The organism is Micromonospora sp. NPDC048842 (assembly GCF_040649935.1).
In the GTDB taxonomy this organism is placed as follows: Bacteria; Actinomycetota; Actinomycetes; order Mycobacteriales; family Micromonosporaceae; genus Micromonospora; species Micromonospora hortensis.
This window is the reverse complement of record NZ_JBEZGK010000003.1, coordinates 351490-370424: the sequence shown is the minus strand read 5'-3', so window position 1 is coordinate 370424 and position 18935 is coordinate 351490. Positions and strand designations below refer to the sequence as shown.

At 71.8% G+C, this 18935-nt stretch carries 17 protein-coding genes; 16 read left to right on the top strand and 1 reads right to left on the bottom strand.

Translation table 11 applies throughout. The annotated features are described in order from the left end of the window. Nucleotides 1-93: 93 nt before the first annotated feature. The 11 genes from AB0C19_RS06485 to AB0C19_RS06435 all read left to right on the top strand — a co-directional run bounded on the left by AB0C19_RS06485 (nucleotide 94) and on the right by AB0C19_RS06435 (nucleotide 13278). A complete protein-coding gene (locus AB0C19_RS06485; protein WP_357180390.1) occupies nucleotides 94-1131 on the top strand; it encodes a sugar transferase in 1038 nt (345 codons plus the stop codon). Next, nucleotides 1124-2689 carry an oligosaccharide flippase family protein gene (locus AB0C19_RS06480; protein ID WP_357180387.1) on the top strand — a complete coding sequence of 522 codons (1566 nt, stop codon included), beginning with the start codon at nucleotides 1124-1126 and terminating at the stop codon, nucleotides 2687-2689. Before AB0C19_RS06485 ends, AB0C19_RS06480 begins: the two co-directional genes overlap by 8 nt. Next, the gene (locus tag AB0C19_RS06475) at nucleotides 2686-3534 is read left to right on the top strand and encodes a class I SAM-dependent methyltransferase (RefSeq protein WP_357180384.1); all 849 of its coding nucleotides are present in this window, start codon (nucleotides 2686-2688) and stop codon (nucleotides 3532-3534) included. The genes AB0C19_RS06480 and AB0C19_RS06475 overlap by 4 nt, the downstream gene beginning before the upstream one ends. After that, entirely contained in the window at nucleotides 3534-4385 is an 852-nt protein-coding gene (locus tag AB0C19_RS06470; protein ID WP_357180381.1) for a class I SAM-dependent methyltransferase, read from the top strand. Before AB0C19_RS06475 ends, AB0C19_RS06470 begins: the two co-directional genes overlap by 1 nt. Then, complete coding sequence (locus AB0C19_RS06465; protein ID WP_357180378.1) at nucleotides 4385-5692, top strand: glycosyltransferase family 2 protein; 1308 nt, start codon at nucleotides 4385-4387, stop codon at nucleotides 5690-5692. Before AB0C19_RS06470 ends, AB0C19_RS06465 begins: the two co-directional genes overlap by 1 nt. After that, on the top strand, nucleotides 5685-6848 hold the full coding sequence (locus tag AB0C19_RS06460) for a glycosyltransferase (RefSeq protein WP_357180375.1): 1164 nt from the start codon (nucleotides 5685-5687) through the stop codon (nucleotides 6846-6848). Before AB0C19_RS06465 ends, AB0C19_RS06460 begins: the two co-directional genes overlap by 8 nt. Further along, on the top strand, nucleotides 6845-8161 hold the full coding sequence (locus AB0C19_RS06455) for an O-antigen ligase family protein (protein WP_357180372.1): 1317 nt from the start codon (nucleotides 6845-6847) through the stop codon (nucleotides 8159-8161). Before AB0C19_RS06460 ends, AB0C19_RS06455 begins: the two co-directional genes overlap by 4 nt. Beyond that, complete coding sequence (locus tag AB0C19_RS06450; RefSeq protein WP_357180370.1) at nucleotides 8158-9105, top strand: glycosyltransferase family 2 protein; 948 nt, start codon at nucleotides 8158-8160, stop codon at nucleotides 9103-9105. Before AB0C19_RS06455 ends, AB0C19_RS06450 begins: the two co-directional genes overlap by 4 nt. Further along, on the top strand, nucleotides 9105-10304 hold the full coding sequence (locus AB0C19_RS06445) for a glycosyltransferase (protein ID WP_357180366.1): 1200 nt from the start codon (nucleotides 9105-9107) through the stop codon (nucleotides 10302-10304). Before AB0C19_RS06450 ends, AB0C19_RS06445 begins: the two co-directional genes overlap by 1 nt. Continuing rightward, nucleotides 10304-12328, top strand: a complete 2025-nt coding sequence (locus tag AB0C19_RS06440) for a hypothetical protein (RefSeq protein ID WP_357180363.1) — start codon at nucleotides 10304-10306, stop codon at nucleotides 12326-12328. The genes AB0C19_RS06445 and AB0C19_RS06440 overlap by 1 nt, the downstream gene beginning before the upstream one ends. Before the next feature lie 86 nt (nucleotides 12329-12414). Next, nucleotides 12415-13278, top strand: a complete 864-nt coding sequence (locus AB0C19_RS06435; protein ID WP_357180360.1) for a TylF/MycF/NovP-related O-methyltransferase — start codon at nucleotides 12415-12417, stop codon at nucleotides 13276-13278. 69 nt (nucleotides 13279-13347) lie between these two features. On the opposite strand, the gene AB0C19_RS06430 is transcribed toward AB0C19_RS06435, so the two are convergent. Beyond that, on the bottom strand, nucleotides 13348-14337 hold the full coding sequence (locus AB0C19_RS06430) for an LCP family protein (protein WP_357180357.1): 990 nt from the start codon (nucleotides 14335-14337) through the stop codon (nucleotides 13348-13350). 245 nt (nucleotides 14338-14582) lie between these two features. Here AB0C19_RS06430 and AB0C19_RS06425 point away from each other — a divergent pair, with 245 nt between their 5' ends. The 5 genes from AB0C19_RS06425 to wecB are packed head-to-tail and all read left to right on the top strand — an operon-like array spanning nucleotide 14583 to nucleotide 18854. Beyond that, the gene (locus AB0C19_RS06425; protein WP_088989215.1) at nucleotides 14583-14732 is read left to right on the top strand and encodes a peptidase; all 150 of its coding nucleotides are present in this window, start codon (nucleotides 14583-14585) and stop codon (nucleotides 14730-14732) included. Beyond that, nucleotides 14729-15271, top strand: a complete 543-nt coding sequence (locus tag AB0C19_RS06420) for a hypothetical protein (protein ID WP_238682446.1) — start codon at nucleotides 14729-14731, stop codon at nucleotides 15269-15271. Before AB0C19_RS06425 ends, AB0C19_RS06420 begins: the two co-directional genes overlap by 4 nt. Next, complete coding sequence (locus AB0C19_RS06415; RefSeq protein ID WP_357180353.1) at nucleotides 15261-16817, top strand: glycosyltransferase; 1557 nt, start codon at nucleotides 15261-15263, stop codon at nucleotides 16815-16817. Before AB0C19_RS06420 ends, AB0C19_RS06415 begins: the two co-directional genes overlap by 11 nt. Before the next feature lie 6 nt (nucleotides 16818-16823). After that, nucleotides 16824-17687, top strand: a complete 864-nt coding sequence (locus AB0C19_RS06410) for a choice-of-anchor P family protein (protein WP_357180350.1) — start codon at nucleotides 16824-16826, stop codon at nucleotides 17685-17687. A gap of 6 nt (nucleotides 17688-17693) precedes the next feature. After that, nucleotides 17694-18854 (top strand): UDP-N-acetylglucosamine 2-epimerase (non-hydrolyzing), encoded by a 1161-nt coding sequence (wecB, locus tag AB0C19_RS06405; protein ID WP_357180348.1) that lies wholly within the window; start codon nucleotides 17694-17696, stop codon nucleotides 18852-18854. Nucleotides 18855-18935: the final 81 nt, after the last annotated feature.

Sequence of the window (18935 nt, the reverse complement as noted above, 5' to 3'; positions counted from 1 at the left end):
GTGCTCGTCCGCATGCCCTCGAAGCACCTGACGGAGGAGGAGGTCGGCGCGTTGAGAAAGACCCCGGGACCCGTGACCGCGGACTCAGCTCCGATGCCAGGCACCGACAGCGCGGCCCCGCACGACCTCGCCGAGGCACCGTGGTCCGAACCGCGAGAACGTCCGGAGATCCCGCTCCAGCTTCAGGAGTTGTTCGCCCATCAGGAGCAGGTCCGATCCGACCAGCACCGACGGCGGGCCCGCGTGGTGGTGCTCGAGGCGAACGACGCGACCACCACGCCCGACCGCCTCGACGAGGAGTTCGACGTGGCCGTCCGACTCCCGGTGCCGGCCTGCGCCGAGGAGCTCGCCAGGGTGCTGGCCACCGTCCGCCCTCGACTCCTGTTGCTCAAGCACTCTCTGGAGAGCATCGACGATCGCATCATCACCAGTTGCATGAGTGCCGGCGTCGAGATCATGGTGCTGGCCCGCCCCGTCTACGGTCTGCTGCGGGCACCGGCCATGGCGCGCTTCGGTGGGCTGCCGTGGATTCGGCTGGGATCGGGCGGCACCCGCCGACCCCGTGGCGAGCGGCTCAAGCGGTTCTTCGACCTCAGCGTGATCCTGCTCAGTGCCGTCGTGGTGATCCCGCTGATCGCGGTGATCGCCGCAGTGGTGTCGTTCACCGGCCCACCGTTCTACCTCCAGCAACGCGTCGGCACTGGTGGCCGACTGTTCCGGGTGGTCAAGTTCCGGACCATGCGGGTCGGCGCCGAGCAGACCACCGGCCCGGTCCTGGCCCTGCCGGACGACGTCCGGATCACCCGACTGGGGCGCTGGCTGCGACGGTCCCGGCTGGACGAGTTGCCCCAGCTCTGGAACGTGCTGCGCGGCGAGATGAGCCTCGTCGGGCCCCGCCCGGAACGACCGGAGTTCATCGCCGGCTTCGACCGGCTGCCCGACTACGACCTGCGGCACCTGATCCGGCCCGGACTGACCGGCATCGCACAGCTCACCGGCGGATACGCGGCCACCGTCGAGGACAAGCTCCGGTGTGACCTGCTCTACCTCAACTGCCGCTCCATGCGTGTCGACCTCACCCTGCTCCTGCTGACAGTGGTCGAGCTGTTCCGGGGGTTCCCCCGTGGCTAGTGCGGCCCACGCGGTCGAAACCCGGGTCACCCGCAACACGGCCAGCATGCTGGCCGCGCGGGTGATCATGGCGGTGTCCGGGCTGGTCTCGGTACCTGTCATCTACCAGCGGCTCGGGCCGCGAGAGTTCGGGATCTGGGTAGTGCTCGCCGGTCTGCTGGCGATGGCCGCCCTGATCGACCTCGGACTCGGCTCCGCACTGGTCCGCGAGGTCGCCCGAGCCGAGAACGCTGCCGACCGGGATCTGGTACGTCGGCTGCTCGGGCTGGGGCTGGGCTGGGCAGTGCTGCTGGGCCTGCTCACCCTCGGGGCGCTCGGAGCCGGCTGGCCGTGGCTCGTCGGGCTGCTGCGCCTCGGTGACCTGGCCGACGAGGCGTGGCAGGCCACCCTCTGGCTGGTCGTCGGGCTCGTGGCCGGCGCCGTGGAGCTGCCGTGGCGGGCCGTGCTCGAAGGCGGCCAACGGTACGGGTCACTCGCCGCGATCAGCGCCGGCACAGCGATCCTCGCGGCCGCCCTCGCCATCCTGGTGGTACGCCTCGGCGGCGGCCTGGTGGCGTTGGCCGCCTCGGCCGCCGCGACCGGGGTGATCCGCACCGTCCTGCTCGCCGCGACGACCCACCGCCAGTGCCCGGACCTGTCCCCGCGATGGGGTCGAACCGACCTGGCCGACATCCGCCGGATCGGCGGCTACGGCGTACGGGTGCAGGTCTCCAGTGGTGCCGGCATGGTCAACGTGGAACTCGACCGCCTCGTCCTCGGTGGCGCCTTCGGACCCGCCGTGGCCGGCGGTTTCGACCTGGGCAGTCGCCTGCTCAACCTGCTCCGTCTGCCCCCGGGCTTCGCCCTCATCGTGCTGTTCCCCGCGGCGGTCGCCCGCACCGCCTCCCGGGGCACCGGCTGGCTGGACCGGTTCTACCTGACCGCCACCCGGTACCTCGCGCTGTTCCTGGCCCCGGCCACCGCCGCGCTGATGGTCAGCGCCGATCCGCTGGTCCGGCTCTGGTTGGGCCACCAGGTCCCCTGGGCGGCGGCGAACATCATGATCCTCGCGCCCGCGTACGCCCTCAACCTGATCACCGGGGCGGCGACGATCGCCGCCCGCGCCGAGGGCCGGCCCGGGTTGGAGACGCGGTACGTGCTGCTCTCCGTCGTCCTCAACCTGATCCTCACCGTGCCGATGCTGCTGCTGTGCGGGCCGCTCGGCGTACCGCTGTCGACGGCGCTGGCGGTGGTGCTCAGCACCGGGTACTTCCTTGTCTACTTCCACACCGCAACGGCTCGGCCGCTGGCCCCGCTGGTGCGGGCGATCTGGCCGCCGCTGGCCGCCGCCGTCGCGGCCGGGTTGGTCACGGCGACGGCCAGCCAGTTCCTGCCGGACGGGTCGGGACGCCTCGACGCCGCCCTCGCGGTGTCCTCCCGGGCGGGTCTGACCGTGCTCGTCGCCGGCACGCTGCTGATCGTCGGCGGACACCTGGGCGCGAGCGACCGGATGCGGCTGCACCGGCTGCTGCGCGCGCCGACTGCCGTGCTGTCGCCGAGCACCGGCGGTCCGCGATGAGCGTCGAGCACCGCACCGCGCGGTGCGTGCTGTGTGGGCCACGGCAGGCCCACCTGCCCCAACTCGGTGGGCTGCTGCGCCGCTGCGAAGGCTGCGGCTTCAGCTGGACCGCGCAGGAGCAGGCCACCGAGGACGGGCGCTACGACGAGGACTACTTCGCCGAGGGCGGCTACGACGACTACTTCCGGGCCGCGCCCCGCCGGTTCGAGGCGCGACGGCGGCTGCGCTGGCTGCTCTCCACAGTCCGCCCCACAGTGCTGCTCGAAGCCGGTCCCGCCGGGGGCTACTTCCTCGAAGCCGCCCACCGCGCCGGGATCACCGCCAGCGGCATCGAGGTCAGCCACGCCGCCGCCGCCTTCGCCCGCGACCACCTCCACATGCCCGTACGCCAGGGCTACTTCGAAACCATCGCACCCACACTCACCGCCGACGTCGTCTGCGCCTTCCACGTCCTCGAACACGTCGAAGACCCCCGCGCCTTCCTGCACGCCGCGCACAACGCCCTCACCCCCGGCGGATGGCTCGCCCTCGAAGTACCCAACATCGCCTCCGCCGCCGCCCACCGACTCGGCACCGACTGGCCGGGCCTGCAACCGCGCTACCACCGCTGGCACTTCACCCCCGACACCCTGGTCCGGCTGGTGACCGACCTCGGCTTCGAGGTGGTCCGGCAGGACACCACCGTCTTCCGCTACTACATGCCGCTCGCCTACCGACTGCGGCACGCACGACATCTACTCCCCGCCGACGTGCTCGGGCTCCGCTCACCGCGGCTGACCCACCCACGCCTCGGCGACCTACTCCGGGTGATCGCCCGGGCGCCACGAACCGGACGGAGCACCTGATGAAACTCGATGGGATCGAGCTGGTCCGCTGCCAGCTCTGCGGCCGCGCCGGTGGGCACTCGCCGACCCTCGGCGAGCTGCTGTGGAGCTGCCCGGACTGCGGCTTCGTCTGGACCGCGGGCACCGCCCCGGCCCCGGAGGAGCTGTACGACGAGGCCTACTACACGACGGACGGGTACCAGGACTACTTCGCCTCCGCCGGTCAGCGCCGGTTCGAGGCGAGCCGACGGTTGCGCTGGCTGCTGTCCGGCGTCCACCCGACAGTCCTGCTGGAAGCCGGCTGCGCCGGAGGTTACTTCCTCGAAGCCGCCCACCAGGCCGGGATCACCGCCAGCGGCATCGAGGTCAGCCACGCCGCCGCCGCCTTCGCCCGCGACCACCTCCACATGCCCGTACGCCAGGGCTACTTCGAAACCATCGCACCCACACTCACCGCCGACGTCGTCTGCGCCTTCCACGTCCTCGAACACGTCGAAGACCCCCGCGCCTTCCTCCGCGCCGCGCACAACGCCCTCACCCCCGGCGGATGGCTCGCCCTCGAAGTACCAAACATCGCCTCCGCCGCCGCCAACCGACTCGGCACCGACTGGCCCGCCATCGCTCCCGCGTACCACCGCTGGCACTTCACCCCGGACACGCTGAGCCGGATGCTTGTGGAGTCCGGGTTCCGGGTGATCTCCCACGACACGGTCTTCTCCCGGTTCTACTGGCAGCCGGCGGCACGGCTGCGCAACGCCCGCGACCTGCTGGTCGCCGACGTCGCCGCCAGCCGCTCGCCCCGGGTGACGCACCCGCGACTCGGCGACCTGCTGCGGATCTTCGCCCGCCGCGACGACCGGGCGGTGTCCTGATGGGCGCCCCGTTGCTGTCGGTGCTGCTTGTCAGCTGGAACACCCGCGAGCAGACCCGGCAGTGCCTGGAGTCGCTGGCGTCGACAGTCGACCCCGACCTGGACTACGAGGTGGTGGCCGTCGACAACGGTTCGTCCGACGGCTCGGCCGACCTGCTCGCCGCCCAACCCCGGGTCCGGCTGATCCGCAACAACCACAACACCGGGTTCGCCGCTGCCGTGAACCAGGCGTACCGCCGGGCGAACGGGCAGCTGATCCTGCTGCTCAACAGCGACATCCGGTTCCACCCGGGCGCGCTGTCGCGGATGCTCGACCACCTGCGGGAGCGGCCGGACGTGGCCGGGGTCAGCCCGCTGTACCTCAACCCGGACGGCACCTTCCAGCAGCACTACGTCCAACAGCCCAGCTTCACCGCCACCATCGCGCTGGTGACCGCGCTGCGTCGACTGCCCGGGTTCCGCCAGGCGCTGCACCGTTTCCAGATGCGTGGCGAGGACTTCAGCCGTCCCCGGCAACTCGCCTCGGGCAGCTGCATGCTGCTGCGCCGCGCGGTGCTCGGACAGCAGACCATCTTCGACGAGGCGTTCCCCGTCTACTGGAACGACGCGGTCCTCGCGCGGCAGCTCGACCAGGCCGGGCACCAGCTGTGGATGCTCCCGGACGCCGTGGTGACGCACAGCCGGGGCGCGTCCTGCCGGCTGCTCGGGCCGACCATCCGCTTCCGACACCTGCTGGGCAGCCTGGTCGGGTATCTGCGACTGACCCAGCCCCGGTACCGGTTGCCGGTGTTCCGGGCCGCGCTCATCGCCGATCACCTGGTCAAGCGGGTCTTCGGACGGTCCGTACAGCTGGGCCTCGGCGACCTGCTCGCCGCGCTGCGCGGCGACGTCGGCCCGCTGCCCGACGGTGACACCCGCGACTGGGTGGTGCTGTTCAGCCGGACCCGATGGTCCGTCGACGGGCATTCGACGGTGCTGGGGCAGTTGGTGCCCGGGCAACGGTTGCTCTTCGTCGACCCGCCGGGGCACCGGCCACGCTGGCGCTGCGAGGTGACCCCGATCGGCTCGGCGGCCTGGCACGCCGTCGCACCGACAGCGCTGCCGCTGGGTAATGCGGTGCCGCTGGTCAACTGGATCAACCGGCGGATCGCGGCCGGTGCGCTGCGTGGCTGGCTGGACCGGCACGCCGGCGCCCGCCTGCTGCGACTCGACGACGAGCGCGCCCGCCCGGTGCTCGGCCGCCTCGGCGAGGACGAGTTGCTGCCCGCCGGAGCGCCACGTCCGATGGAACGGTCGGGCCGTGGCTGAGCACACCACCACCCTGCAACCGGCGACCGCAGCGGTCGTGCCGCCCGCCGACGACCGCGACTGGGTGGTCATCTTCAGCGGCACACCGTGGGCGAACGGCGCCCACCGGCAACACGCGCTGGCCCGCGAGCTGACCGTCGACCACCGGGTGCTCTTCGTCGACCCGGCCGGGCACCTCCCGCGCTGGCGGGTCCAGGTTCGGCAGGTGACCGACGGTCTGTGGCAGTGCGCCGCGCCGACGCTGCTGCCGTTCGGCCGGCACCTGCCCCCGGTCAACCGGGTCAACCGCTGGCTCGCCGCGCGGGTGCTGCGCCGCTGGTTCCAGCGGCGGGCGGCATCCGTACGACTGCTGTGGCTGGACGAGGACCTGGCCGCGCCGGTCGCCGGCGGGCTGGGCGCGTCCGCCGTCGTCTACGACGCCACGGATCTGGACTGGACGTTCACCCGCCCCTGGAACCGTCGGCACCTGCGCCGCGCGCTGCGCTCCGCCGTCGGCGCCGCCGACCTCGTCCTCGCCTCCTCCAGCGCGCTACCCGACCGGATGCCCGCCTCCGACCCGGCACCCGTGGTGCTGGCCAACGGATGCGACCCGGACCGCTTCTCGCCGGACGGCCCGGTCGCGCCCTGGCTGCTCAGCCTGCGCCGACCACTGATCGGCTACAGCGGGGCCGTCGACACCCGGGCCTTCGACGCGGACCTGGTCGCCACCGTGGCGCGTGCCCACCCGGAGTGGACGTTCGTGTTGATCGGTCCGTCCACCCGGGCCGGCCGTGCCCCGCTCGCCGGCCTGTCCAACGTGGTGCTCGTCGACGCCGTCCGCTTCGCGGACGTGCCGGGCATCCTGCGGGCCTGCGACGTCACGATCATCCCCTACCGGGTGGGCGGGCTGATCGACTACGTGCACCCGAAGAAGTGCTACGAATACCTGGCGCTCGGCAAGCCCGTCGTCGCGACGCCGCTGCCGGCGCTGCGGGCACTGGGCGACACCATCGCCCTCGCGGCCGACCCGGCGAGCTTCGCCGCAGCGCTGGCCGACGCGCTGGACCGAGCCGGCGCGCCCGACGACGCCGCCCGACGCAGGGAGGTCGCCACCCGCAACAGCTGGTCGGCACGGGGCGTCCAGCTGCGTTCCCTGTTGGCGGGGTTGCCGCGATGAGAGTACCGATCGTCGCGCCCGGTGTGGTGCTCGCCGGAGCCGCGCTGGGCGGCGTGGTGACAGTGGTAACCCTGTTGCCCGGACCGGTCGGCCTGGCCGCCGCCATCGGAGTGCTGTGTTTCGGCGCGTTCCTGCTCTGGCCCTGGGCCGTGCTGCCGGTCGGCATCATCGGCGGCGCCGTTGTCGGTGCCCTGCTCAGCGGCGGCGACGTTCGCGGCTACATCGCGGTGAAGGTGCTGCTGTTGGCCGCCGGCGGCGCCGCGCTGACCGCCCGTCACTGGCTCGGGGCGGAGCGGGGCATCCGGCGCACCGCCGCCGACGTGGGAATGCTGGTTCTGGTCGGGCTGACAGTCGTGGCGGCCACCTACGGCCTGGCCGTCGGCAACCTCCCGGCGGAGGTGCTCGTCGCCGCGTACCAGGTGGCCACGATCCCGGTGTACTTCTTCGTCGCCACCCACACCCTCACCACGCCCCGTCGGATCCTGGCCGCCGGCATGCTGTACGTGGTGCTGGCGGGGGTCTTCACCGCCATCTCGGTGGCGGCACCGGGGCGGCACGGCGGGCTCATCACCCTCATGGCCATCCCCGCGCTGATCTGGATCGCCGGTCGGGTGCGGGGTTGGCGTCGGGCCGGCGCCCTCCTGCTCGGCGGGTTCTTCGCCGTCGACGTGCTCCTCGCGTCGTACCGGGGGATCTGGCTCGCCGCGGCGCTGACCGGGCTGATCATGCTGGTCCGCGGCGGCCGCACGGTCCGTACCGGCCTGGCCGCCACCGCCGCGGCGGCGGTCGCTGTGGCCGCGATCCTCGCCCTGCAACCAGGGGTACGGGAGCGGGCCACGGAGATCACCAAGGGGTTCCAGCAGTCCGCCGGTTACCGGGGGGTGGAGTCCGAGGTGGGCCTGGGCGTCTTCGCCGACCAGCCGCTGGTCGGGGCCGGCCTCGGACAGACCACGCCGGACATCTACCTGTCCGGCTTCACCTTCACCGACGTCGGGCCGGTGTACCACGCCTTCTACGTCACAGTGCTTGCCAACCTCGGGCTGGTCGGCCTCCTGCTGGTCCTCTGGCCGATCCTGCGCAGCATCCGCGTCGGCCTGAACAGCCGGGACGGGATCACGCTGCCGTTCGCGGCGCTGTCCTGCGGTTTCCTGGCCGCCGCCCTTTTCGCGGCGCCGACCGACGGGCACTGGGAGCTGGGCTTGCTCCCGGCGCTGACCCTCCTCACGGCACACCACGAGGGGGCGCGGCTGCGGCGACCCGCCCGGCCGCCGCTGCTGCGCGGCGCCCTGACCCGAACGGGTGTTGCGGCATGAGCGCGGCCGACGCCACCGCCGTGGTGGTCACCCACAACTCGGCGGGACAGATCGTCGCCGCCCTGACCGCGCTGCGGCAGGCACGCGTGCCGGTGCGGTTGGTGGACAACGCCTCCACCGACGGCACCGTCGACCTCGTCCGAAGCCACTTCCCGGAGGTGACGGTCCTCGCCAGCCCCACCAACACCGGATTCGCCACCGCCGTGAACCGGGCCGCGACCGGGGTCGACACCGACGTCGTGCTCCTGGTCAACCCGGACTGCGTGGTCACCCCCGGCGCGGTGGCGGAACTGGTCCAGGTGCTGCGCGATCGACCGTCGGTGGGCATCGCGGGGCCACGGCTCACCGACGCGCACGGCCGGGTCGCGATCAGCGCCCACCGGTTCGAATCCCTCGGCACGGTGCTGGCCAGCCGGTTCGGTGGGTCGCTGGTGCCGGTGTCGCTACGGCGGCTGCTCAGCGGTCGGCAGCGCCGGGCGGCGTACGACGCCTGTGTGCGCGGGGCGCAGCCGGTGGCAGTGGACTGGCTCTCCGGCGCCTGCCTGGCGGTGCGGCGCGAGCTGTTCGTGGCGATCGGCGGCCTCGACGAGGGCTACTTCCTGTACTACGAGGACGAGGAGCTGTGCCTCCAGGCGGCCCGGCGCGGCGCCGAGGTGCTGTACGTGCCCTCGGTGACCGCCGTGCACACCGGCGGGGCGAGCAGCTCCGACCCGGCCTGGATCTGGCCCCACCTGTACCGCAGCATGCTGCGGTTCTTCGCCCGTCACCGCGCCGGCACCCTGCGCGCGGTACGCGGCGTGGTGCTCCTGCGCGCACTGATCGGTATCGGACTGGCCGGGGCGCGGATGCCAGTGCAACCCCGGGCCGGGACGGCCCGACTGCGGGCCTGGACCCGCGTCGGCCGAATCGCGGTCACCCGACCTGAAACGAGAGGAGGAGCGTGATGCACGTCCTGACAACTGTCGTCGGCAAGCGCACCGAACACTGGACGGACCTGTTCGACGCTTTGTGCGAACAGCCGGACATCACCCTCACCGTGCTCGCCGCGGACGTGTCCCCGGCGACCCGAGTCGAACTGGCCCGGCTGGCCCGTCGACACCACCGGCTGCGGTACCACGTCGTGCCGCACCTGCTCGGCGAGTCGTTGACCGGTCACATGGCCTCGGTGCTGTTTCGACTGCCCGGCCAGCACGACGTGACCACCGCCCGCCCGGACATCCTGCACGTCATCGGCGAGGCCGCGTACCTCACCACTTGGCAGGCGCTGCGGCTGCGTCAACGCTGCTGGGCCGGGGTGCCCACCACGTTGTACGCCGCGCAGAACGTGGTCACCCGCTTTCCGGTGCCGTTCCCCCGGATCGAGCGGCAGTCCTACCTGTCCGTCGACCACGCCTTCCCGATCACACCAGCGGCGCTGAACGTGCTGCGGATCAAGGGTTACCGGGGCCCGGCGACTATCGTGCCGCTCGGCGTGGACACCCGGATGTTCCGGCCACTTCCCACCGATCCGGCCGCGCGCCCGTTCACTGTCGGGTTCGTCGGGCGGTTCGAGCCGCACAAGGGCGTGCTCGACCTGCTGCGCGCCGCCGAGCTGATCGACTGCGACGTGTCGCTGGTCGGGGACGGCAGCCTCGGCGCCGAGATCGAGCGGGCCGCCGCGCGCCGACCGGGCCGGGTGCATTGGCACGGCTGGGCCGGGCACGCCGAGCTGCCCACGCTGCTGAACGACATGGACGTGTTGGCGATGCCGTCGGTCGAGGTGGTGCAGCGCAACACCCTGCCGTGGATCGGCATCCCGCTGCGCGAGCAGTTCGGCCGGGTGCTGGTCGAGGCGATGGCGTGTGGCGTACCCGTCGTGGGCAGCGACGTCGGCGAGATCCCCTACGTGGTGGGCGACGCCGGTCTCGTCTTTCCAGCCGGCGACGTCACAGCGCTCGCCGCCCGCCTCGCGCGGCTGCGCGACGACCCGGCGCTCGCCGGGCAGTTGGCCAACAGAGGGTTGGCCCGCGCCGGCGCCGAGTTCGGCTGGGACCGGATCGCCGAGACCCTCTGCACGACCTGGCGCGGACTGCGGTCCCCGGCCCGGTCCCTCCGCACATCGCCCGCCGAGGCCGGGCATTCAACCAGAGAGGCGATCGCCTGATGAGCGCGTCGATAGATGTCAAAGGTCTGCTCGGTGCCTCCTGGCGCCGGGTGGGCGTACCGCTGCTCGGTCTGTGCGCCGGCCTGGCCGCCGCGCAGGGAGTGACCCAGCTCCTTCCGGCGCGCTACGAGGCGGAGGCCTCCGTGCTGGTCAGCGCGGAGCAGACCGACGAGGACCGGCCGGTGGATCTGGCCCTCGCGCAGAACCTCACGCCCACCATCGCCCGACTGGTCGGGTCCCGGGAGGTCGCGCTGGAAGCGGCGCGTTCGCTGCAACTGCCCGAGCGGGCGGTGCTCGGCCACGTCAGCGGCGAGTACGAACTCGGTCTCCAGATCATCACAGTGCACGCGAGCGCCGGCACCGGTACGCAGGCCGCCGCTATCGCGAACGCCGCCTCCCGCGCCGTCAGTCAGCAGCTGGGCCGGCTGGACATGGGCGGTTCCACGAGCATCAACGCGCGGGTTCTCGACACCGCCAGCCCGCCGGCCCGGCCGGCCTTCCCGAAGCCGCTGCTCAACGGCGTACTCGGGGCCCTGGCCGGGCTGCTGGCCGGTTGGGGCGCGACCATCCTGCGCGACCGGTTCGACAGCCGGCTGCGCGACATCGGCCAGATCGAGGCGCGCCTGGGTCTGCCGGTGATCGGGGTGCTGCCGAAGCTGCCGCGCCGCTTCGCCCGCCATCACGCCGCCGCGCTGTACGCCCGCACCAACGTCGCCGACGCGGTACGTGCCACGATCTCGACGCTCAGCGTGCTCACCGCTCCCCTGCCCCGTCGGCGAATCCTGGTCACCAGCGCACACGACGACGACGGCAAGGCGTTGGTGACCGCCCTGCTCGGTCTCGGCATGGCCGACGAACACTGTCGGGCCACGCTGGTGGACGGGGCGGTACGGGACCCGGTGCTGTCGGGCCACTTCCCGGAGGCGCCGCACACCTGGCAGCAGGTGCTGGCCCAGAAGTGCCCGCCGGTGCGCCTGGTCGATTTCCCCACCCTTACCGTGCTGCCGGCCGAGCCTCGCGAGGGCGCCGACACGGAGGCCCTGCACGAGCTGGGCGGGCTGCTCAACGCGCTGGGCGAGGACGAGGACTGTGTGATCGTCCACGCGCCGCCGATCCTGGCCGGACGGGAGATCTCGGCGTTCGCCCAGCACGCCGACGGCGTCCTGCTGGTCGTCCGCGCCGGCCGGACGAACCTTGACGACAGCACCCGGGCGGCTCGGCTCGTGCAACAGCTCGGGCTTCCGCTGGCCGGTGTCGTGGTGATCGGGGCGGTGTCCCGCACCGATCACCGGCCGAGCAGCGAGCAACCGGCCCTGGTGCCGGGCGCGGCCCAGGATGCCCTGGCACTGCCGGCGACGAAGGCGGGCGCCCAGGGTGCTGTCATTCGTGAGCTGGTCAGCGCCCTCGTCGAGGACAAGTCCGGACCGCCCGGACGGCACCGCCGGCAGAGCTCGGGTGAGTCGGCCCCGACCGGCAGGACCGTAGAGGGTCGGACTGTCGAGGGCACGACTGTCGACCGCAAGCCCGTCGACCGCCGGACGGTCGGCAGTGCGACGGCCGAGAGCGCGACGGCCGAGCGTCAGCCGGTCGAGAGCACGACGGCCGGGCGCACCACGTACGGCACGGGGGCGCCCTCGGAGGCGCCGGCAGAGCCGACCCGGATCGAGGATGCCGTCACCCAGCCGAATCCGGTGGTGACGGATGTCCCGGAACGGCCCGAGCAGGTGCCGACGCCCCCCGCCCAACCGGAGCCCGCGGCTCCGGCCTGGGGCGGCGGTCCCGCCGTAGCGGGTGTTCTGGGCCGACCGTTGGCCCGGCCCGAGACGGTCTGGCGGTCGCCGGTGGCGGAGGCCGCGCCGCCGGAGCCTTCCCCGGACACCCCGGTGGCCAACCTGACGGAACGCTGGCCGGTCTTCGGGCAGGAGTTGCTGGCCGCCGGGCTGCCAAGTGCGGAACAACCCTCCACCGGGCCCATCGTGCTGCGGCGGGCGGTAGCCGTCGGCGACGCCGATCGGCGGGGCTGACGACGGACGAGCGACGGTCGGCGGCCCGCCAACGACAGGCGGCCCGCCCAGCTGGCTTCAAACGACACTGACAAGGAGATAGGCCGATGAGTGAGATGTTGATACCCACACAGGCGTCCGAGCCGTCGCTGGACGATCCCCGCGCCCTCTACTGCGATCTGCTCAAGAAGGCGCTGACCCGCTACGTCTTCCGCGAGACGTGGATGCCCTACCACCCACGTCAGGGGTCCCTGCACGGCCGGATCCTCCAGCGCGGCCGGCACCTGCTGCAACGTAAGGGCCTGGAGCTGGTGCTCCAGTTCCCCTTCGACGCGGAGGCGCGGGCCACCGGCCGGGACTGGCCGCCGGAGGCCGAGACCATGATCGGGCTGCGGCGGTTGGACAACCTGGAGCGATGCGTCAAGGACGTGTTGGAGCGGCGCGTGCCCGGCGACCTGATCGAGACCGGTGTGTGGCGGGGCGGTGCGGTCATCTTCATGCGCGGGATGCTGCGCGCCTACGGCGACCGGGACCGGACGGTGTGGGTCGCGGACTCGTTCCGCGGTCTGCCGAAGCCGGCTGCCCACCGGGTCGAGGACGTCGAGGACGCGCTCTGGCAGGTGCCCTTCCTGGCGGTGTCGTTGGAGCAGGTGAAGGCGAACTTCGAGCGGTACGGGCTGCTCGACGACCAGGTCCGGTTCCTCAAGGGCTGGTTCTCCGACACCCTGCCGACCGCGCCGGTGGAGCAGATCTCGGTAATGCGTCTCGACGGGGACCTCTACGACTCGACGATGGTGGCGCTGCGCTCGCTCTACCCGAAGCTCTCCGTCGGAGGCTACGTGATCATCGACGACTACCACGCGGTACGCGGCTGCAAGCAGGCCGTCGACGACTTCCGCGCCGAGCACGGCATCGAGGACGAACTGCACCAGGTGGACTGGACCTGCCGCTACTGGCGGCGGTCGCGCTAGACCTGGGCCGACAGACTCGGCGGGTGGAAGGTCCCAGGGACCTCCCACCCGCCGTCTTCGTGCCCGTGCTCAGTTGGCCGGTGGTGTCTGCGGGTTGGCCGCGACCCACTGCGCCACCCGGTCCTCGCGTAGGGCGGCGAAGAGCGCCGGAGCCTGGACCTCGTCCAGCCGCACCGCGGACCCGGCCGGCGTCTGCAGGTTCGCGTCGCTGAACGGGACGGTGACGAACTGGACCGTCTCCGGCTTCACCTTGCGCAGCACGAGGGCGAGGTCGGTGAGGTTCAGGTCGCGGTCGACGACAAGCGATTCGGCAGCGGTGGTGAGCACCCGGTCGAGTCGGGTCGGGCTGGTGAGCAGGTTGGTCGCGGTGACCCGCTCGGCCAGGGCGCGTACCACGAGCTGCTGGTCGTAGATGCGGCCGAAATCTCCGCCGGGCACGCCGTGCCGCTGGCGCATCAGGTCGTCGGCCGCCTTACCGTCGAGGTCGTGGCAGCCGGCGGGCCAGGTGGCGCCGGTGTCCGAGGACTTGACGGTGTACGGCAGGCACACGTTGATCCCTTCCACAGCGTCCACCAGCTTGCGGACGGCAGCGAAGTTGGCCACCAGCACGCCGTCGAGTGGTAGCCCGGTGAGTTTGGCGACAGTCTCGGCGGCCAGCGCGGCCCCGCCGAACGCGAACGCGGCATTGATCTTGTTGGGACCGCCGGCCCAGGTCTGCCCCGCCGCGGGCACGTCGACGTAGCTGTCCCGGGGGATGGAGACGACGGTGGCCGCCTCCCGTGCGGCGTTGACGTGCACCAGCATGATGGTGTCCGACCGCTGCCCGGGGTAGAGGGCCTGGTCCGGCTCGCCGTCGCGGGAGTCCGACCCGAGCAGCAGGAGATTGAGCGGGCCCGACTCCCACCGGCGGTCGTCGTGGGTGCCCTGACCGAGGATGTCCTCGCGCTGCACGCGGCTCTCGTACCGGTGCTTCAGGCCGAAGCCGACGGTGACGAGGCCCGCGCAGAGCACGCCGAACATCAGGAGCAGGGCGAGGCCCGCCTTCTTCCAGCCTGCCATCGCCCGCCACCTCGACGGCGCCGGCGTGACCGTGCGGCCGGGGATACCGGTCACCATCTTGACCACCTCTGCACGAACTCTCGGGACGCTGAACCTGTTGCGGGGCAAGGGATGCAGCCGTTCGGATCACCCGCCTGCCACACTCATGAAGCATTTAATCACTCTTTAGGGTCTCTATGCCGCTTTATCCTCTTTGCCCGATTCTGCGGTGCCATTCTGGCCTTCGAGTTAGCGAGGGAGTTGGCATGTACGGAGTACCCACCAAGGGGCCACACATCGGAGGTGGCCTTGCCGCCACCGGGGTTGCCGTTCAGTCCTGGTTGCTGGTCGGCGTCGGGCTGGTAGTGCTGGGTCTGGCACTGTGGCTCGTCGCCATGCTGGGCCGCGAGCGATGACAGGTGCCCGACGCGGGTCGTGGCTGCGCGCCAGCGCAGGTGGCCTGATCGGAGTCGCCGCCGCCGTCGCCATGCTCTGGCGGTGGCACGACATCGCCAGCGCTGAGGCGTGGCTGAACGCTCATCTCGTCAACGCTGTCGGGTTGGCGGACACCAAGTCCATCGGCGCGGCCGTGATCTTCCCACTGGACGAGCGCTGGGTCGGCTTCATGGTCTCCAGCGGCTGCTCGGTCGCCATGTTGCTGATCCCGCCGATCGTGCTCGCGTCGACGTTGGTCGGCTTCCGCCGCATCTCGCTGACGCGTGGACTCAACGCCCTGGCGATGGCCGTCGTGCTGCTGGTCACTGTGAACCAGCTCCGACTTGGCGCGGTGGTGGTCTCGATGCAGACCTGGGGCTTCAAACTGGGCTACGAACGCAGCCACGTGCTGATCGGCTCGGTGATCACGACCGCCGGTCTGATCGCCGTCACGATCCTCTTCGTGGTCCTGGTCAGCCGGACCAAGCGGATCTCCGGGACGGTCGCCGGTGTCCACTGAGACGCAGTCGCTCGCCCTGCTCAACACCGCGGCGTTCCTGCTGTGCGTCAGCTTCTGCGCGTACGTGCTGAGCATCCTGGTGTTCCACCTGAAGAGCGGACGTAGTCGGGGCGGCAGCCCGGACGGCTTCGACTGGCACATCATCGTGCCGTGCCGCAACGAGGCGTCGGTCATCGGCGACACCGTGCGGCGCCTGCTCTGCGACTTCCCGCAGGCGACCATCTGGTGCGTCGACGACGCGTCCGACGACGGCACACTGGCCGAACTGGCCGCGTTCACCGACCAACCGCGGGTGCACGTGGTCCAGCGTCAACTGCCGGACGCGCGACAGGGCAAGGGCGCCGCGCTCAACGCCGCCTGGCAACGCATCGAGCAGTGGTTGCCCGCCAACGCGGACCGTACCCGGGTGATCGTCGGGGTCCTGGACGCGGACAGCCGACTCGACCCCCAGGGCCCGGTCGCCCTCTCCGGCCGTCAGTACTTCGGCTCGGCGCAGGTCGGCGCGGTACAGCTGGAGGTGCGGATGCTCCAGTGCGCGCCGCGCCGGTACGCGCAGCCGACCGATGTCGGTCGCTGGGGACGGCTGCTGATCCGGCTACAGGACATGGAGTTCCGCGCCCCGATCGCCGCCATGCAGTCGCTACGGCGACGCACCGGCAGCGTGGCGATGGGCGGCAACGGGCAGTTCACCCGGCTGTCCCTGCTCAACGAGATCGCCGATCAGCACGGCACACCGTGGCACGGCGCCCTCCTGGAGGACTTCGAGCTGGGCCTGCACATCCTGCTGGCCGGCGGTCGCACCGAGTACTGCCCGGAGAGCTGGGTGGCCCAGGAGGCGCTGACCCGGATCCGCCCGCTGGTGCGGCAGCGCACCCGCTGGGCCCAGGGGTCGATGCAGTGTGGCCGCTACCTCGGCAAGGTGCTGCGCTCGCCGCGCATCCGCAACTCGGCCACCCTGGAGATCGCCCACTTCCTGGCCGCGCCGTGGACCCAGCTGCTCGGCACACCGATCTACGTCGCCTGCCTGGTGGTGATGTCCTACTACATCGACAACACGATGGGTGGGCTGCGCGGCTGGTGGAACAGTGGCGGCTGGGGCGTACCCCCGCTCGTGCTCGTCTTCGGCATCGGACCGTTCGCCCTGTGGGGCATCGTCTACCGGATCCGCTGTGAGCCGCAGCTGTCGATACCCAAGGCCCTGCTGCTCGGCGTCTGCCACTGGCTCTACAGCTACGCCCAGTCACTGGCGGTCTGGCTGGCCTTCGCCCGCATGGTGACGGCCCGCACGGACTGGCAGAAGACCGCCCGTGCCGCCGATCCACAGCCCCAACCGGCCCCGGCTCGGGCCGTGGGTCGAGTGGCCGTCGGCCAGGCGGCAGTGGGTCGCGCCGCAGTGCCGGCCCAGCCACGACGGGCCCAACCGGCACGCCGGTCGGGCCGCAACGACGGGCCACGGTCGATCCGACCGCCCCGGCACCTCAGTCACCTCTCGCACCTCACCACCCCCACCACAGACCGCCCCGCAATCGCCCACACCAGAAAGTAGACATCTATGCCACGAGTTAGATCCGGTCTCGCCCGCACCGCAGCGGTGCTGGCCGGTGGTCTCGCCATGGTCGTCCTGGCGGCCTCTCCGGCGATGGCCGACACCTCCCAGTCGTCCGCCTCGGCACTTCAGATCAGCCTGCTCGGTGGTGGCCTCGCCAGCTCCGGCACGGCGTCTGCCACCAACGACGGCACCACCGAGTCGATCTCCGGTAACCAGAATCCCCCGCTGGCCGTGCTCGGCGCGCAGACCGTCATCACGGCCGGTGTGCTGAGCCAGAGTGTCCGGGCGTTCAACGACGGCACGTCGGCGGCCTGCGCCGGTGTGCTCGGCACCGGCGGCTCGATCACCATCGGTCCCGGCGGGTCGTGCCTCGTCACGCCGGGCGCCGGGGTGACGCTGACCCTCGGGACCAGCGGCCTCGCCACGATCTCACTCGTCGCCGACGCCATCTACTCGTCGTGCACCGCTACCAGCAGCCCGTCGGCGACGGGCACCGCGAGCCTGGTCAACGCCCGGATCGTCTCGACGATCCTGGGCATCGAGACGACCCTGCTCAGCCTGCCGGTCAACCCGGCGCCGAACACCGGGCTGAGCATCCCGGGGCTGATCGACCTGACCCTCAACGGCCAGTCCAGCTCGGGCGTCGGCCAGCTCACCGTCAATGCGCTGAACCTGACGGCGCTCGGCGGTGCGTTGGCCGGAGTCACCATCGGCACGTCGAGCTGCGGGGCCAACGCGGTCGCGCCCCCCATTCCGGTGATCCCGCTCGCCGGGGCACCGCTCGCGCTCGGTCTCGGCGCGCTCGTGGCCGGCACCACCGGCGGGATCTCGCTCCTCCGGCGTCGCCGCGCGGCTGCCAGGAGCTGACCCGACATGTGTGCGAGCAGTTCTACACCGCGAGAGGTCCTGATCCTCGCCGGCACCAGGCCGGAAGGAGTGAAGACCGCGCCTCTGATCCGCCGTCTCCTCGATGATCCGAGGTTCACGGTACGGGTGGCGGATACCGGTCAACAGCCGGGACGCGTCGCCGAGGCACTCGCCCCGTTCGGTCTCCGCCCGGAGGTGAGCCTGCGTCCGCAACGGCGTACCGGCTCGCTTGCCGAACTGGCGGCGGCACTGATCACGGGAATCGACGAGCTGCTCACACACCACCGTCCAGCGGCGGTCGTGGTGCAAGGGGACACCACGACCGCCCTGGCCGGCGGGACTGCCGCGTTCTGGCGGCACGTTCCGGTCGTCCATCTGGAGGCCGGACTGCGGACCAACGACCTGGACCGGCCCTTCCCGGAGGAGGCCAACCGGGCCATGCTCGCCCGTATCGCCGCGCTGCACCTGGCGCCAACTGAGGCGGCCCGGGCGAACCTCATCGGTGAGGGCATTCGCCCCGGCGCGATAGTGGTGACCGGCAACACCGTCGTGGACGCCCTACACGACCTGATCGAGCGCGGCATGGCCCAGGCACCGGAGTGGGTCGACAGGGCCCGCAAGCTGGTGGTGGCCACTGTGCACCGACGGGAGAACTGGGGCCACGGGGTGGCGGCAACTGTCGACGGGCTCCGCCGCCTGGCGCGAGCGTGCCCCGACGCCCAGATCGTGATGGTCACCCACCCGAACCCGCAGCTCAGCGCGGAGGTCACCACGGGCCTCGCGGGCGTCACCAACGCCCGGGTCACGCCACCGCTGCCCTATCCACAGATGGTCGGGCTGCTACGGGCGGCCGACCTTGTCGTCACCGACTCGGGTGGGCTCCAGGAGGAGGCCGCCACACTGGGGGTGCCGTTGTTGGTCACGAGGGACACCACGGAACGTCCGGAGGCCCTGACGCCGGGCCGCGGTGAGTTGGTGGGCACCGATCCCGAACGGCTCCTGTCGGCCGGGCTGCGCCACCTTGCCAGCGGGCGGGCCGCCGTCGTCGGCTCGCCGTTCGGCGACGGGCGGGCGAGTGACCGCTCAGTCGTTGCCCTGGCGGGGCTGCTGAACGTGCCGGCCCGTCGGGTCGCGCAGCGTCGCCGCACCACCGCCGCCATCGGCTGACGGCGGGCAACCTGGACAATCATCCCAATTTCCGGACAAACCTCCTTTACCCACTGATAATTGGCACATCGATCGGCAGCG